A 14698-nucleotide genomic window follows, 5' to 3' on the forward strand; every position below is an offset into this window, starting at 1 on the left:
AACTAACTAAACAGTGCGTCTGCTTACCAATTTTAGATTGGACAGCAGACGTTTTTTTCATTTGAGGCATAAATGGTCGTAGAAGAATGACCTCAGATTCGTTAAATCAATACTTCCCGTGTAAACTGAAGTAGCAAGCGGTTTTATGATTTTCGATCGAAGATAAGGGGGAAGCATCAACATGAAAGCAATCATTACAGGTATGAACGGTACGGTAGCACCCGTCGTTGCGGATGTCTTAGCAAAGCACGACATCGAGACAGTCGCCTGGGACCGGAAGAAAGTCTCAACGACTGACGAATCGGCGATGCGGACATTTTTAGAAACGGAACGACCAGATTATTTCTTACATATCGGAATGGGGTCTGTCAGTTGGACGGAAGCGCTCGTCCGCTTGTGCCAAGAATATGCGATTCCATTTTTCTTCACGAGTACGGTGTCTGTTTTCTCGGACGACGTGCCGGCACCGATTGACAAGGACGCAGTACCGGATGCGACCGATGAGTATGGTGCTTATAAGATTGCTTGCGAACAAGCGATTCAAGCACTCGATCCACAAGCGAAGATCGTCCGGATCGGCTGGCAGATCGGAACGGAAGCTGGTTCGAACAATATGGTCGATTTCTTCACGAACGAGATGAAACAGCACGGCGTCATTCGGGCGAGTCGGAATTGGTATCCGTCGAGTTCAGTGCTTGAAGATACAGCTGAAGCGCTCGTTACGATTTTACTCGAACAGGAAGCGGGGCTCTATCAGTTGAACGGAAACGAGCGTTATTCAATGTATGATTTAGCGCGTGCCTTGAATACGCTTCATGCAAAAAACTGGACGATTGAACCGGTCGATGAACCACGCCGTGATAACCGAATGGCAACGGACGTCGTCTTGGTCCGTCCATTGTCAGAACGATTGCCACTCTAATCAAACATCCCGCTCTCCTTGACGTGTGTCAAAGAGAACGGGATGTTTTTTATTGCGCAACTGGTGTTTCTACTGCAAAAGCAAGCGTTGGTCCAAAGATTTCGTAATGCAGTTTGTCGGGTGACGCCGTGAAGTGTTCGATCACATATTGAATCATTGCTTCCGGACCACAGACGTATGTCGAATCCGTGATACCTGCGATAACGTCTTTCGGCAGGCGACCCGCTTGATCCATTGCCTGGTGTTCTGCGTAACGAATGACGCGTGCGCCACGTTGCTCAAGCAAGGCAAGTTGCTCGTTAAATGGACGATTGCGTTCGTCTTGGACAGCGTGATGTAACGTGACCTGTCGACCAGCAGCTAACGCTTCGTCAGCCATCGCAAGCATCGGTGTAATCCCGATCCCACCGGCAATCAGCACGACTGGTTCGTCTGACGCATCGAGTGTAAAAGCACCCGCTGGCGCACTAATGAACACCGTGTCACCGACTTGCGCTGCATGTAAATAGTCCGAGACGATGCCTTCTCGTTTGACACCAATCGTATATGTTTCCATGTTCGATGCCGTCGTCAGACTGTATTGACGATTGTGCCATAAGCCATCTTTGTCTTGAATCCGCACCGTAATGTATTGTCCGGCTCGATAAGCGGGGAGTGGACCGTCCGTGCGGAAGGTCAAGGCGCGAATCCCATCCGCTTGCTCCTCGACATCCGAAATCTCGACTGTCTGATATCCGGAAAATCCTTTTGCTTGTTCATCCTGTGCGTAAAGTTCGGCTTCAAGCGTGATGAACAGATTGGCAATCTCCCCATATGCTTCTCCCCACGCGCGCAAGATGTCTGGCGTTGCGGCTTCTCCTAAGACATCTTGCATTGCCCCGAGTAATTCGTGTCCGACGATGGGATACATTTCCGGTTTGATTTGTAGACTACGGTGTTTATGGAGCACAGGTAATAAGACCGGCTTTAACGTCTCGAGTTGATCGATGTGAGCAGCAGCGGCATACACGGCTGTTGCGAGTGCTTGCGATTGGCGGTCGCTTCGTTGATTCGATTGATTGAAGACGTGTTTCAGTTCCGGATGAGCTTGAAACAAGCGCTGATAAAAAACTTTCGTGATCGCGGCACCGTGCGACGCAAGGACGGGAACCGTCGATTGAACGATTTGAATGGTAGAGGTTGATAACATAGGACCACTTCCTTTTCACTAAGTAATGAAGACAGTCTTAGTATTTCGCAGCCTCACTTTTAATGCAACATTTAAAATACTGGATTAAAAAATAGTGTGTGTTTTGTCACAAGCAGGTCAAGATTTCGTCAACGATTCGTCACGATTGGTTGGAGATCCAGAGCTTCGAGAAATCAAAGTAACCGAACGAGTCGATCGTGATGTTTTGCAATTCGATCGGATACGGAATCAGTCGTGTATCGTGATAGAACGGGATGAAATACGATTCGTCGATTAAGTAACGCTCAATCGATTGGTGGATCGGGAGCCAGTCTTCGAACGGTGTCGCGTCATATTGTTCAATCGATTTCAACATCTCTGGCATCTGCTGAAACAAGCGGATTGGTGGTGAGAACGTATTCGTCATGAACTGATAGAAGGCGTACTGGACATTCCGCTCGAACACTTCGGCATGGACGGCGAGATCAATCGTATCGTACGCGTGAAAATCCGTGATGCTCTCTTCAAAGCCGACCTCGACGAACTCATACGGAATTCCGTCCTGATCAAATCGCTGACAGAGCCAGCGTGTCACCTTGTCCGTAAAATCAGTCAGCTTGATTCGGATCGGTTGCGTGAACAAAACGGCAGGACCATCCGGGACAGTATACGGTTGACTATAGGACTCAAGAAAACCACAGTCGTTCGGTTGTGCCCGTTCATGGAAGTCATGAATGTCACCACGGACTTCCGCGACGAGCCGGTGGATATAATGCCGCGCGGCTTTGGATTCAAACGGACCACCGGCGCGCGGATGGAGCAAGACGAGACCAAATCCGGATTGTGTCGCGATCGTATCAATCGGACTAGAATCAGAAGCCGATGTCCGATAGACCGGGTCATATTGCTCCGGCATCTGGATGAATTCGATCCGGTCGAGCAGGGCACGAATGCCGAAGTAGTTCGGGAACGCTGTCAGAACGGTCTTCTTATCGTCATGCTGCGTCAGTTGGAATGGTCCCGTCCCGACACCGTCCTTGATGATGCTCGTGTGAATCGAGGCGAGTTGTGGCAAAATTGAACTCCGGCGCTGATCAAGTGTGAGGTCGACCCGGTACGGACCGTTCGAGACGATCTGTTTCACGTGCCGGTAGGAATAAGCGTAAGCCGGATAGGCAATCAAAGCACGCAGGCTCTTCGTCACTTCCTTACTCGTCAGGAGCGAGCCGTCATGAAAGCGGACGTCCTTCCGTAAGAAGAGACTGAGCGTCGTCCCGTTCCAAATATAATGATGGGCGAGTTCACCCTGGATGTTGCCGTCAACATCGATCGTAAACAGCCGGTTGAAGACGTTCTGGACGAGATGGGCACTATGGATATCCGCTGCTTCTAACGGGTGGGTCGTCAGGAAATTCCGTTTTCGAGGAATCAATAACGCATCAGCCGTCGTCTGTGTATAGCCGAATTTTCGTTCGAGCTGCCGCATGAAGCGTCCTGCTTGCGCCGGCGATCAGTCCCACGTCAATTCCTCCGTCACCGACTCGATCGAGTCGCGATCGATCCGTTCGAGCATCCGTTTCGCATACTCTCGTTCGACGTGGCGTAACCAGACGAGTTCACTTAAGTTGCCCCGTCCGCGACCACTCGTGTAACCAATCCAACCGTCTTCCTGCCATTTATTGAGATATCGTTTCGTTTGTTTAGGACTGAGATGGATGGCGTCGGCAAGCGTCGCAATCGAGTAGTGTCCATTTCGGCAAGTCTTCCATAACATAAAAAGATAAGCATCCATCGTCCTTCTCCTCCTTAAAAGGGGACATCTTTTTTGAATGACGTCCATTTTTCCTGTGTCTTGTCTTGTTTATGATACAGGTAGAGAATGGAAGGTGACAATATGAAATGGAAAGAAATACCGAAACCAATTAAAGTACGTCTTATCACATCGTTTTTCAACCGGGCTGTCTCGTTCTCCATCATGCCGTTCATGGCCCTCTTGTTCGTCCAGGCATTCAACGAAGTCATCGCCGGTGCATTTTTGATCGCGATGGTCTTCGTCAGCTTCATCACGAATCTACTCGGCGGATATCTTGCCGACCGCTTTTCCCGCAAACGTCTGCTCGTCACGACTTCTGCGCTCACAGCGCTGACGTTCATCACGATGACGATCTCATTGACACTCGACTGGATGCTGTTGTTCATGGTCATTTACGCTGTCTTCTCGGTGACAAGTAATCTTGGTCGGCCGGCAATGGGGGCGATTATCATCGATGCAACGACGAAGGAAAACCGCCAAGCGGTTTATGCGCTCGACTACTGGCTGATCAATCTCTCGATCGCCATCGGTACGGCGCTCGGGGGCTGGCTCTACGTCAGTAACCAACTGCTGTTGTTCGGGATATTAAGCTTCACGTCGTCCGTTTTACCGATTGCCTATTATCTGTTTCTTGACGACACACCACGGACGTGGCAGCGTCAAAAACTACGTGGTGTCCTCACGGATATCTTCACGAGCTATCAACTCGCTTGGCGGGATCGTCCGTTCGTCAAGGTCGTTTTCGGTTCGATGTGTATCTTAGCGGCTGAGTTTTCGATGGGCAGTTACGTCGCCGTCCGACTCGCCGATTCGTTCGAACCGCTATCATTTGCCGGGTGGTCGATCAACGGGGTCCGGATGATGAGTATCATCAACATCGAAAATACGTTGCTCGTCGTCACGTTGACGTTCATCGTCCAGCGATTAGCGAAGCGTTTGTCTCCGCGCCGGACGCTCGCTGCGGGTCTCATGCTGTACACGATCGGCTACGTCGTCGTGACGAGTGCCAACAGCATGACGGCACTGATGGTCTTCATCTTCATCGCAACGATCGGCGAGTTGCTCTACTCTCCGGTCTTGAACACACAAAAAGCGAACATGATGCCAGCCGATCAACGTGGGGCGTACTCAGCGTTCGCGGGAACGTCGTTTGCTGGAGCGGATTTACTTTCTCGGTCGACGATTCTCGTCGGGACCTTCTTGATTCCGTCGATGATGAGTGTATACCTCGGATTGATCCTCCTAACGGGCTTTGGATTAGTTTATACGAGTCTGTTCGTGAAGGAATCTGTCGAGCGAGAGCGAAACGTATCTTAATAAGGGGGAATATAGATGAACTTACCAGATACTATTGAAACGCCACGGCACCTGTTACGCCGTTGGCAAGACGACGATGCAGAAGCATTGTATGCTTACGCGAAGGATCCAAATGTTGGACCAAAAGCAGGCTGGGCGCCGCACGCGTCACTTGACGAAAGCCAAGAAGTGATCGGCATTTTCCAAGCGTCACCTGGCGAATATGCAGTGACCGATAAGGAAACTGGTGAAGTGATCGGTAGCTTCGGTTTTCACTTCAATCGTCGTCCGGACGATTCAATCACCCATGACCGTCAAGTTGAGATTGGCTATGTCCTCGCGCCTGATTACTGGGGAGAAGGGCGGATGCCGGAAATCGTCGAAGCAATACTTGATTTCATCTTCCGGGAACTGCCGATCGATGTCGTCTGGTGCGGGCACTTTGATTTTAATGACCAATCACGCCGTGTCGTTGAGAAACTCGGTTTTACCCCTGTTCTTGACCGACCATTCGTCTTAGAACGAATCGACGGTCGGACCGTGACGAGTCATGTCTACAACTGGACGCGTGAGCGGTATGAAGCAATACAAGGGAATTGATCACTATATAAAATAAAAAGGCGTGCACCGGTGCACGCCTTTTTATTTTATATAGTGATGTCTAAATAGACATTAAAAACGAATACATTCTGTTATGGCTTAACTTTCATATCTTCATACCAAAAAAGAGAATAATCCATCATCAATGAGGGTTCATTTTGCTGCCTTAACATGGTAGTAATGTTCCCCAGGTGATACGTACCGTGATTGGCTACATGTAAAAGAATTTCTTCAAAAGTCGTTTCCCGTGGACCAGACCAAGGATTATCCACATGTATCGTCATAGTAAGAGTTGAGTTCTGATTTAAAAATAGTTGATACTTTGATGCTATATTTTTGAATGCTGTTTTGAATTCTTCAATTGTATATGCATCAGTTAATGGTAATTGACTCATCGCATCTTGTAGCGCTTGTTGAAATTCTACTTTTTCTAAAACATGAATCCACATAGTATCAACTGCAAGAATATGACTAAGTGTTTTAGCGATTGTCGGATAAGAGCTTTTCACCTCTTTATTTAATAGATTTTCAGGTAATGCATCCATATGATCTAACATCAACTGTATCGCCCAATTGTGATATTCATACATCGTTTTTCCGGCATTCATCCAAATCGCTCCTTTAATTGTAGTAAGAACTGTCTAACTACGTTCATTATAAAAAAGGATATATGACATCTGAGTGTCATATATCCTCATATAGATTAACTATTTTTTTGGCTTCATTTCTTAATATGTCTTGTAAGTACAAGGGATGAATAACAACTACACCTGATCTGAAGCTTAATAAAATGTTGATTAACCATTCCGCATGTAAAGGTGAAGGTAACAATAAAGTCATCGTAACACTACCATCTTCTTCAAAAACCATCGATTGATGCTTAAAATGGTTTAAGACTACATGAATGGATTCAGGATGAATTCTTAACGTGATACTTTCCCGTGCGGGTTTCACGACAGCTCTGTCTCCAGGAATGGGATGGTTATCCTGAATAGATGTTGAAAGTCTTTGAAGGTTGAGCATATGTGACACTTTGAATTCGCGGTAATCATTTCTTAAATAACAATAAGCATAAAGGTACCATGTACGAAATTTATATCGTAGAAAAATGGGATCTACTTCTCGAATGGTCTGTTCCTTTTGAGCACTGATGTATTGAAACAGAACTCTTTTTGATTCTTTGATACTCTTTTGAAGATCAATTAAGAAAGTAGGCTCAATGGATTGATCAGCTAAATCAATGTGCAAATGGTTATTTTGTTCTTCTGTCGTAAGAATCGATAGCCGTTCTAGCGTATTTTTTAAATCTTGATCATGTAATTGCGCTGATAAACTTTTCATTAAAGATAGAACATCGACCATAGAAGACGCATTTAAAAAGGTCTTATCCCATTTATAATTCTCAATAATACCGAAACCTCCATTAGTTCCATGATAAGAAGTAACGGGAATTCCAGCTGCACTAATGGTTTCAATATCTCGATAAATCGTTCTCTGAGAGACATTTAATTCACTAGCTAATTGAGCGGCCGAGATCGTAGAGCGATGCAGTAACTTAAATATGATAGTCAGTAATCGTTCGAGTTTCAAAAAATTCTCCTTTGTATTAAGCACGACTATAGTTTGAACCGTCATTCCATACAAATAATTACGTTTAGTATAATTGATTTATTCGTTCTATGGAGAGATTAAAAAGTACTTCGTAATGAATTGAATCAAAATCCAAAGAAAAAAGTATGCATCACGCATACTTTTTGTGGTTTTCCTTATCTTATTAGATATGTTTGGGTTGTAAATCTAATTCAATATGTAATTTTGACCTATTTCTTTAAGAATTTATTCGGCGATAAGACAGCTACCACTTTGAAGTCGGGAAGCTAACACCAAAAAAATGAAAATTACTTATGAATCATAAAAATGTAAAATCAAAGGTTACGTATGGAAAAGGAAGTAAGTTAAAATTCGGTTCAATTCAAATAAAGTCCTTATCTAAATAAGAAGGAGAGTGGGAAAAAATGAATCAGGTTGCAGCCATAAGTATGCTAGGAAACGTCTTTATTTTTATAGTCGTTTTATACTTTAATCAGAACCAAATCGTTTCTTCAGTGCTTTGAGACGTTTGACTGATCTTGTTTAGATTCGCGAATAAAAGCGACTGTCATTGTAATGGCAGCAACAACATATCCGACGAGTACAGAGGTCAATTCCGACCAATCAAATACAGAACGGAGAATGATTTGGGGAACAAAATAGACGAACACTGCAATCGGTAAAATCCATGTCTTCGTCTTCCATGCCGTGACGAGAATCCAGGCAATTAGAAGGGCACCAATTAACCAACCAACGCTCGGAGATAACGTGATTTTGGGCGAATCAATGAGTCCGTTGACGATCAACAGTCCGACGATCAGAAGAAGATGAACACTCCCATGAATCCCGTAACGCAGGAGGCGTGGTCGAGCAGTATCGCGTAAGGCGTCTTTGCGGAACAACAATGCAAGTGTCGTCAAATAAACAGCGCTTATCAGTAAGAAGCCACCGACGAGCAGGATACTGTAAGTCATCGTGCCATTCAAGAGATTTTGTAAGTATAGAAAGCTGGAAGCACCAAGATACACTTGCATGATCGTCCAAAAGGCTTGTTTTGAATCAAATGCCATCTCGTGTGAGATCGACTGGATGTAGGCGGCAGGACTGTCACCCGTGATGGAACGAACCGATTTGCCATCCGCTTCCGCTTCAATCAGATGGTCTTCGAGTTCAAGGACGATCTCGTTCGTCGCTTGTTCATTTTTTCCCGAAGCAAGCAGGTAGACCTTCAAGTCTTCCAAAAATCGGGTTGATTCCGTTGATAGGGTCATCTCAATCATCCTCCTTTAAAATACTTTCAACACTTCTCGAAAGGTGTTGCCATCTTTCCTTGAATGCGGTGAGTTCTTCTGCACCGCTCGTCGTGATCGAATAATACTTCCGTTTCGGACCGGACGGAGAGACGCGTGAAGTCGCTTCGATCCAGCCCAGTTTTTGCATCCGGATCAACAATGGATAGATCGTTCCTTCGCTGATGTCAGAGAAACCGTATGCTTTCAGTTTCGTCGCCAGTTCATAACCATAAATCTCTTCTTCCGCGATCAGTGCAAGTAAACAACCGTCGAGAATCCCCTTTAACATTTGCGTCGATGACATCCACATCATCCTTTCGCTACTTGGTATTACAAGGTAATGATATACCAAGCTATTTTGTATTACAAGGTAGCTGGAGGAAAAAGATTCATTTCCCTGAAAAAAAGGTAAACAAATCATAAAGTAGATACGTCGCTTGTTTAGAAAAGGGAGGTATTGATCGTGGATAAGCGGAATACTGTCGTCTCGGCGACCGTCGTCTTCATCATCATGGGTATCGTCATGGCTGTCTCTGCGTTTGGTTTCGGCATTCGTTATGGTGAACCGGAGTTGTTACGTATCGCGATCTTCGGTGAAGTCGTTACAGCGATTTTTCTCGTCTGGTACATTCGTCGACATGCCACGTTTGCTGCCGTCGGGTTTTCGAAACTGCAGTCGCGGGGTCTGATCTGGTACATTCCGTTACTGCTGATCGTTATCGTTCAAGTCGGATTGATCGTCAATGCGATGCTCACGACCTCGATTTCATCATCGGCACTCCAACTTATCGGAATCGTCTTCCTGACGACCTTATTCGTTGGTTTCAATGAGGAAGTCTTGTTTCGAGGCATCATCTTACGTTACCTTCGACCGAACGAACATCCGTATCGTGCCGTCCTCATCAGTGCGCTCCTATTCTCATCTTTCCACTTGCTTAATTTGATCGCCTTGATTCCCCCAGCAGCGATGTTGTTCCAACTTGCGAACACATTCGTCTTTGGTGTTTTCTTAGCGATCATCGCACTGAAGCTGAATAACCTCTGGCCATTAATCATTTTCCATGCGCTGTGGGATTTCGCGAGCATCGCAGCGGATGTCGTGAACGTCAATTTAGGCATCACTCCTCTTTTGACACAAGCTTATCTACTCGTCGCGATCGTCATTCAACTGATCTTGTTGAAACGGCACGATCTCAGTCACCTGAATGGACCGATGAATCCACGTAACGTTTGAATAGCTGACTCTCCGTTGTTTGACGGGGAGTTTTTATTTTTGAATAAAGCTAGTATCAATGATTAATATGTAATATATTACTTGTATGAAACCTACAGATGATTTAGCCATTGCACGACTTCCTCTCAGTGAGGAAGTATATCGACGTTTACAGCATCACATCATCACTTTACGCCTCGCCCCAGGCGAGAAGGTGAACGATCAAGCGCTCGCGGAAATGTTCGGAGTCAGCCGAACACCGGTCCGCGAAGCCTTGAAACGACTCGAGGAGGAAGGATTGATTTTTGCGAAACGGGGCTCGCGGACGATCGTGACAGAGCTTGACGCTGAACAGGCACAGCAAACCTATCCGATTATCGCGACACTGCACGGGCTAGCAGCGCGTCTAGCGGGACCGCAATTGACGGAAGACGACTTGATGGAACTTCAAACGATTCACCAACAGTTCACGACGGCAATCGACCAACAGGAGACAGAGACAGCGCTGACGCTTGACGATGCCTTTCACGATGTTTTTGTGTTGCGCAGTCAGAACGCTCAGCTACGGGAAACGATTCGCCGATTGACGCCGCTGATCCGCCGGCTCGAATACGCCCAGTTCGATCGACTCGGTCGTCAATCGATTGCCGATCATGCGGCGATTTTGATCGCGTGTCAACAACGGGATGTCGAGCAGCTCGTCCAGGCGACGGAACATAACTGGAATGGGCTCGGACGTTTACTCGTCTCGACACTAAAGGAGGAGCGCTGATGCGACCAATCATTTATGGGATCTTGGCGGCGATGTTCTTTGCCGTCACCTTCATCTTGAATCAATCGATGCAAGGAGCAGGGGGGCACTGGATCTACAGTGCGTCGCTTCGCTTCTTCTTGATGTTGCCGTTCTTCGTCGTCATCGTCTTGATGCGTCGGGGAATTGGTCGCGTCTTACAGGCACTGCGAGCAGACTTCGGTTTTTGGTTACTGTACGGTACAATCGGTTTCGGACTGTTTTACGGTAGCATCTGTCTCGCTGCAGATCATGCACCGGGCTGGCTGATTGCCGGAACGTGGCAATTGACGATTTTAGCCGGACCACTGCTTGCGCCCTTGTTCAAACAACGGATTCCGTGGTCGGCTCTCAAGTATTCCGTCTTGATCGTCCTCGGTGTCGTCGTCATGCAGTTATCCGTCGCAGGAAGTCTATCGCTACAATCCTTACTGTTCGGTTCCTTGCCGGTGCTCGTCGCTGCGATTGCCTATCCGCTTGGTAACCGGAAGATGATGGAACGGTATGGGGATGAGCTCGATGTCTTTGAACGGATCCTTGGAATGACGATCGCGAGTCTACCGTTTTGGATCGTGCTTTCCGTAATTGCTTACATACAAGTCGGCTTACCGAGTATCAGTCAAGTGACCCAGTCCGGCTTCGTCGCTTTATTCTCAGGCGTCATCGCGACATCGCTCTTTTTCTACGCGACGTCTCTCGTCCGGACGGAACCGGTCCGGTTAGCCGCGATCGAGGCGACCCAGTCGTTTGAGATCGTCTTTACCGTTCTCGGGGAGATTTTGTTTCTCCATGCGGCACTACCGACGGGACTCGCGATATTCGGGATCATCCTCGTCATGCTCGGGATGACGTTGCATAGCTTGAATCAGGTGGAGCGGACGGTCGTCCGTCCTGCGAAACGAAAAATCAATTGAGAAAGTAGGCTGTCAGATGGTTTTAACAGGTACACTCGTCAATACCGTCCTGATCATCGTCGGGACATTGCTCGGATTGATGTTCCACCGGATTCCGGAACGGATGAAGGAGACGGTCTTGCAAGCGATTGGTCTAGCCGTCGTCGTCCTCGGGATCCAGATGGGAATGAAAAGCACGAACTTTTTGATCGTCATCGGTAGTCTCGTTCTCGGAGGTGCGATCGGGGAATGGTTCCGTCTCGATGAGAAGCTCGACCGGATGGGGGCATGGCTCGAACGTAAGATCAGTCGCGGTCGTCCATCGAATATCGCGGAAGGCTTCGTCACCGCGACGTTGATTTTCGTCATCGGAGCGATGGGTGTCCTCGGTGCGCTCGACGGTGGACTGCGTCAGGATCACGATGTCCTCTATACGAAAGGGTTGATTGACGGCTTCACGGCGCTTGTCCTCAGTTCAACGCTCGGGATCGGCGTCATGTTCTCAGCGATTCCCGTCTTTCTGTATCAAGGAGCGATCGCACTGAGTGCCGTTGCGATCACGAAGTTCATTCCCGACGCCGCCTTGCAAGAATTCATCTTGGAGATGACGGCGACCGGTGGAGTGATGATTGCAGCGATCGGTCTTAATCTCGCCGGAATCACGAAGATCCGCGTCGCGAACTTGTTACCGGGCATCGTCATCGTCGCTGTCATTGTGACGGGATTACATCTATTCTAACGAGACATCCCCGCCTGTCCGAAAGGACGAGCGGGGATGTTGTGTTATGTCTCAATTAATTCATGTGTCTCGTATGCAGTGATTGTATGTCCATCGTAATGGAAGTCATGCAGTAATGGATGCTCGGTCGAAAGTACGACCGGTAAGTAGTGCCGGAGGTTGCTGATGATGCCCATGTTTTCGTCGTCTAGAATCCAGTCGAGTGATTTCCAATCGAGGATTCCTTCAACTGTCATGACCGGTGTTGGAAACGGACGCTCTTCTATATCAGCTAGGTAGAGGTACATGCCAGATGTCTCTTCCCCGTGTAAGCGGACGATGCCTTTTGATGTCACTTTATTGAGCATGATACCCGTCTCTTCGAACGTCTCGCGGATGACGGCAGCTTCCGGTGTCTCGCCCAGTTCGATCTTACCTCCGACGCCGTTCCACATGCCCATCGCTGGACGTTTTTGTCGATTGACGAGTAAAAAGTGATCCGCGTGGCGGATTAAACAAAGCGTATAACGATCCATGGTTTACGACTCCCTTCCTAAAAAGTGTGTGTTGTACAGCATCTCGAATTGGGCGGGACCTGCGACCGGTAACTCGGTCGTCGTCGTTTCTTCAATCCGTAACGTCCGCTCAGTCAACGTCTTTTGTCCGGTTGGCGTCCGCATCGCGACGAGGAGACCTTTATTGAACGGCGAAGCGTCGCTCTGCTGGATGATCTGTTCCATCTTCGATAAGTCATCTGTTGTAATGGATGTCTCGCGGTCGAACCGGTAGCCAGTCACAAACTCTGCTTGTCCCGTTCGCTTCATCTCAAGTGTGTCATTATTGATGATCCGGTAACTGCCGCTAGCGGAATGAACGGTCTCCCCACTCAACGGAACAGGAACGAGCGGTAAATTAACGCCGAAGCCAGTATCAAGCAGGTGTGTTTCATTCCAAATGATCGCGACATGGGTCGGTCCGGTCGCTGACCAGGCGTCCGACTTCGTATCGTAAACAGTCGCTTGAACGAGTCGAACAGGACAGTTCAGTTCTTGCAGGACTCGGTGTAGCAGTCCGTTCAGGTCGTAACAGACACCACCGCGTCGCTCTGTCAGAAATGTCTCGATGAAGCGCTCGTCGCTAAACGGACGGATTCGCTTCTCAAGGACGGTCGTATTCTCGAACGGTAACTGGTAGGCGAAGGCTTCGAGTAAGTCAGGTAATTGATCAAACGTGATTGCATCGAGCGGAAACGCAATTCGCTGTTCTAAGTCTTTCATCCAATCCATCTTTAGTCCCTCCTTTGTTCACTACCTGATTATCCCATATTGCTTCAGAAAATGTGGATTTCAGTCTATATTATCTGAAAATAAGGATTTCCCTTTTGTTCGATGGAAATCTTTGATATGCTGAGACAGGATTAATTAAGAATGATTCTCAATGTCGAATCACGAATCAAAGGAGGTCTCACCATGAGACGGAAAACTTGGATGACAGCGTTGACGCTCCTCGTGTTGAGCAGTTTGATGCTTGCAGCTTGTTCAGGTCAAGCAGAGCAATCGAACGAAAAAACGCGGACGATCACGCACGAAGCAGGAAAAACGAAAGTACCGGAAAAGCCGAAGAAGGTCGTCGCGCTCGAATTCTCGTTCGTTGATGCGTTAGACGAACTCGGCATCACACCGGTCGGGATTGCACAAGAAAACAAGACCGATGTCTCTGGATTACTCGGAAAAGACATCGAGTTCACGGAAGTCGGTACACGCCAACAACCGAATCTTGAAGTGATCAGTTCCTTGCAACCGGATTTGATTATCGGCGACTTCAACCGTCATAAAGGAATTTACAAGCAATTGCAAGAAAACGCACCGACGATCATCTTGAAGAGTCGCAATGCGACGTATGAAGAGAACATCGATTCGTTCAAGACGATTGCGGAAGCGGTCGGCAAAACGAAACAGATGGACGATCGCCTTGCCCTGCATGAAGAGCGCTTGCAGGCAGCGAAGAAGAAGGTTGATCCAAAAGATGACCGGAAAGTCATGGTCGGTGTCTTCCGCGCCGATTCACTGACAGCGCACGGTGAGACGTCGTTTGACGGTGAGTTGCTCGAGAAGATCGGTATCGAGAATGCCGTTACGAAAACAGCGGAACCGACTGTGACGATCACGTTAGAGCAGATGGTCAAGTGGGATCCGGACGTCATCTTTATGGCGGAAGCCGATCCGAAGTTATTGAAGGAGTGGAAAAACAATCCGCTCTGGAATCAGATCACAGCGGTCAAAAACGGAGAAGTCTATGAAGTCAATCGTGACCTCTGGACACGTTACCGTGGTCTGGACGCTGCTGAACAAATCGTTGACGAAGCAATTCAATTGCTCAAACAGAAATAACGAACGACAAAAA

The 14698-nt window shown here is 47.6% G+C and carries 17 protein-coding genes; 8 read left to right on the plus strand and 9 right to left on the minus strand.

The features are described from left to right. Nucleotides 1-181 precede the first annotated feature (181 nt). Nucleotides 182-922: a sugar nucleotide-binding protein gene (locus tag EXW93_RS07470; RefSeq protein ID WP_174316271.1), complete on the plus strand. Its 741-nt coding sequence runs from the start codon at nucleotides 182-184 to the stop codon at nucleotides 920-922. Between the two features lie 49 nt (nucleotides 923-971). Here EXW93_RS07470 and EXW93_RS07475 read toward each other — a convergent pair whose 3' ends face one another. From EXW93_RS07475 to EXW93_RS16410, 3 genes are all read right to left on the minus strand, one after another. After that, on the minus strand, nucleotides 972-2111 hold the full coding sequence (locus EXW93_RS07475; protein ID WP_174316272.1) for a globin domain-containing protein: 1140 nt from the start codon (nucleotides 2109-2111) through the stop codon (nucleotides 972-974). A gap of 139 nt (nucleotides 2112-2250) precedes the next feature. Next, nucleotides 2251-3576, minus strand: a complete 1326-nt coding sequence (locus EXW93_RS07480) for an ABC transporter substrate-binding protein (RefSeq protein WP_254606191.1) — start codon at nucleotides 3574-3576, stop codon at nucleotides 2251-2253. Between the two features lie 24 nt (nucleotides 3577-3600). Next, complete coding sequence (locus EXW93_RS16410; protein ID WP_254606192.1) at nucleotides 3601-3882, minus strand: SgrR family transcriptional regulator; 282 nt, start codon at nucleotides 3880-3882, stop codon at nucleotides 3601-3603. A 102-nt stretch (nucleotides 3883-3984) separates the two neighbouring features. On the opposite strand from EXW93_RS16410, the gene EXW93_RS07485 reads away from it, so the two are divergent. Both EXW93_RS07485 and EXW93_RS07490 read left to right on the plus strand, forming a co-directional pair. Beyond that, on the plus strand, nucleotides 3985-5220 hold the full coding sequence (locus EXW93_RS07485; RefSeq protein ID WP_023468210.1) for an MDR family MFS transporter: 1236 nt from the start codon (nucleotides 3985-3987) through the stop codon (nucleotides 5218-5220). A 15-nt stretch (nucleotides 5221-5235) separates the two neighbouring features. Further along, nucleotides 5236-5799 (plus strand): GNAT family N-acetyltransferase, encoded by a 564-nt coding sequence (locus EXW93_RS07490; RefSeq protein ID WP_174316273.1) that lies wholly within the window; start codon nucleotides 5236-5238, stop codon nucleotides 5797-5799. Nucleotides 5800-5891: 92 nt separating this feature from the next. On the opposite strand, the gene EXW93_RS07495 is transcribed toward EXW93_RS07490, so the two are convergent. The 4 genes from EXW93_RS07495 to EXW93_RS07510 all read right to left on the minus strand — a co-directional run bounded on the left by EXW93_RS07495 (nucleotide 5892) and on the right by EXW93_RS07510 (nucleotide 8985). Beyond that, nucleotides 5892-6407 carry a DinB family protein gene (locus tag EXW93_RS07495; protein WP_174316274.1) on the minus strand — a complete coding sequence of 172 codons (516 nt, stop codon included), beginning with the start codon at nucleotides 6405-6407 and terminating at the stop codon, nucleotides 5892-5894. 76 nt (nucleotides 6408-6483) lie between these two features. Continuing rightward, nucleotides 6484-7389: a helix-turn-helix transcriptional regulator gene (locus EXW93_RS07500; protein ID WP_064300920.1), complete on the minus strand. Its 906-nt coding sequence runs from the start codon at nucleotides 7387-7389 to the stop codon at nucleotides 6484-6486. 512 nt (nucleotides 7390-7901) lie between these two features. Beyond that, entirely contained in the window at nucleotides 7902-8660 is a 759-nt protein-coding gene (locus tag EXW93_RS07505) for a hypothetical protein (protein ID WP_174316275.1), read from the minus strand. Nucleotide 8661: 1 nt separating this feature from the next. After that, nucleotides 8662-8985 carry a PadR family transcriptional regulator gene (locus tag EXW93_RS07510; protein WP_055967923.1) on the minus strand — a complete coding sequence of 108 codons (324 nt, stop codon included), beginning with the start codon at nucleotides 8983-8985 and terminating at the stop codon, nucleotides 8662-8664. Between the two features lie 159 nt (nucleotides 8986-9144). Here EXW93_RS07510 and EXW93_RS16635 point away from each other — a divergent pair, with 159 nt between their 5' ends. The 4 genes from EXW93_RS16635 (at nucleotide 9145) to EXW93_RS07530 (ending at nucleotide 12316) form a co-directional block, all read left to right on the plus strand. Further along, nucleotides 9145-9915 carry a CPBP family intramembrane glutamic endopeptidase gene (locus tag EXW93_RS16635; protein ID WP_174316276.1) on the plus strand — a complete coding sequence of 257 codons (771 nt, stop codon included), beginning with the start codon at nucleotides 9145-9147 and terminating at the stop codon, nucleotides 9913-9915. An 85-nt stretch (nucleotides 9916-10000) separates the two neighbouring features. Then, nucleotides 10001-10666: a GntR family transcriptional regulator gene (locus tag EXW93_RS07520; RefSeq protein WP_174316277.1), complete on the plus strand. Its 666-nt coding sequence runs from the start codon at nucleotides 10001-10003 to the stop codon at nucleotides 10664-10666. Next, nucleotides 10666-11598, plus strand: coding sequence for a DMT family transporter (locus tag EXW93_RS07525; RefSeq protein ID WP_174316278.1), 933 nt, complete (start codon nucleotides 10666-10668; stop codon nucleotides 11596-11598). Before EXW93_RS07520 ends, EXW93_RS07525 begins: the two co-directional genes overlap by 1 nt. Nucleotides 11599-11614: 16 nt before the next feature. Further along, the gene (locus tag EXW93_RS07530) at nucleotides 11615-12316 is read left to right on the plus strand and encodes a DUF554 domain-containing protein (protein WP_035397505.1); all 702 of its coding nucleotides are present in this window, start codon (nucleotides 11615-11617) and stop codon (nucleotides 12314-12316) included. Nucleotides 12317-12360: 44 nt separating this feature from the next. Here EXW93_RS07530 and EXW93_RS07535 read toward each other — a convergent pair whose 3' ends face one another. After that, on the minus strand, nucleotides 12361-12831 hold the full coding sequence (locus EXW93_RS07535) for an NUDIX hydrolase (RefSeq protein WP_174316279.1): 471 nt from the start codon (nucleotides 12829-12831) through the stop codon (nucleotides 12361-12363). Between the two features lie 3 nt (nucleotides 12832-12834). Then, on the minus strand, nucleotides 12835-13581 hold the full coding sequence (locus EXW93_RS07540) for an arylamine N-acetyltransferase family protein (RefSeq protein WP_174316280.1): 747 nt from the start codon (nucleotides 13579-13581) through the stop codon (nucleotides 12835-12837). A gap of 183 nt (nucleotides 13582-13764) precedes the next feature. Between EXW93_RS07540 and EXW93_RS07545 the strand changes: the two genes are divergently transcribed. Beyond that, on the plus strand, nucleotides 13765-14685 hold the full coding sequence (locus EXW93_RS07545; RefSeq protein ID WP_174316281.1) for an ABC transporter substrate-binding protein: 921 nt from the start codon (nucleotides 13765-13767) through the stop codon (nucleotides 14683-14685). Nucleotides 14686-14698: the final 13 nt, after the last annotated feature.

Source organism: Exiguobacterium sp. JMULE1 (assembly GCF_013337175.1).
Lineage (GTDB): Bacteria > Bacillota > Bacilli > Exiguobacteriales > Exiguobacteriaceae > Exiguobacterium_A > Exiguobacterium_A indicum.

Bases quoted from the DNA above. Each gene is read 5' to 3' on its own strand.
- EXW93_RS07470 (WP_174316271.1), top strand. From the start codon at position 182: ATGAAAGCAATCATTACAGGTATGAACGGTACGGTAGCACCCGTCGTT.
- EXW93_RS07475 (WP_174316272.1), bottom strand. From the start codon at position 2,111: ATGTTATCAACCTCTACCATTCAAATCGTTCAATCGACGGTTCCCGTC.
- EXW93_RS07480 (WP_254606191.1), bottom strand. From the start codon at position 3,576: ATGCGGCAGCTCGAACGAAAATTCGGCTATACACAGACGACGGCTGAT.
- EXW93_RS16410 (WP_254606192.1), bottom strand. From the start codon at position 3,882: ATGGATGCTTATCTTTTTATGTTATGGAAGACTTGCCGAAATGGACAC.
- EXW93_RS07485 (WP_023468210.1), top strand. From the start codon at position 3,985: ATGAAATGGAAAGAAATACCGAAACCAATTAAAGTACGTCTTATCACA.
- EXW93_RS07490 (WP_174316273.1), top strand. From the start codon at position 5,236: ATGAACTTACCAGATACTATTGAAACGCCACGGCACCTGTTACGCCGT.
- EXW93_RS07495 (WP_174316274.1), bottom strand. From the start codon at position 6,407: ATGAATGCCGGAAAAACGATGTATGAATATCACAATTGGGCGATACAG.
- EXW93_RS07505 (WP_174316275.1), bottom strand. From the start codon at position 8,660: ATGACCCTATCAACGGAATCAACCCGATTTTTGGAAGACTTGAAGGTC.
- EXW93_RS07510 (WP_055967923.1), bottom strand. From the start codon at position 8,985: ATGTCATCGACGCAAATGTTAAAGGGGATTCTCGACGGTTGTTTACTT.
- EXW93_RS07520 (WP_174316277.1), top strand. From the start codon at position 10,001: ATGAAACCTACAGATGATTTAGCCATTGCACGACTTCCTCTCAGTGAG.
- EXW93_RS07525 (WP_174316278.1), top strand. From the start codon at position 10,666: ATGCGACCAATCATTTATGGGATCTTGGCGGCGATGTTCTTTGCCGTC.
- EXW93_RS07530 (WP_035397505.1), top strand. From the start codon at position 11,615: ATGGTTTTAACAGGTACACTCGTCAATACCGTCCTGATCATCGTCGGG.
- EXW93_RS07535 (WP_174316279.1), bottom strand. From the start codon at position 12,831: ATGGATCGTTATACGCTTTGTTTAATCCGCCACGCGGATCACTTTTTA.
- EXW93_RS07540 (WP_174316280.1), bottom strand. From the start codon at position 13,581: ATGGATTGGATGAAAGACTTAGAACAGCGAATTGCGTTTCCGCTCGAT.
- EXW93_RS07545 (WP_174316281.1), top strand. From the start codon at position 13,765: ATGAGACGGAAAACTTGGATGACAGCGTTGACGCTCCTCGTGTTGAGC.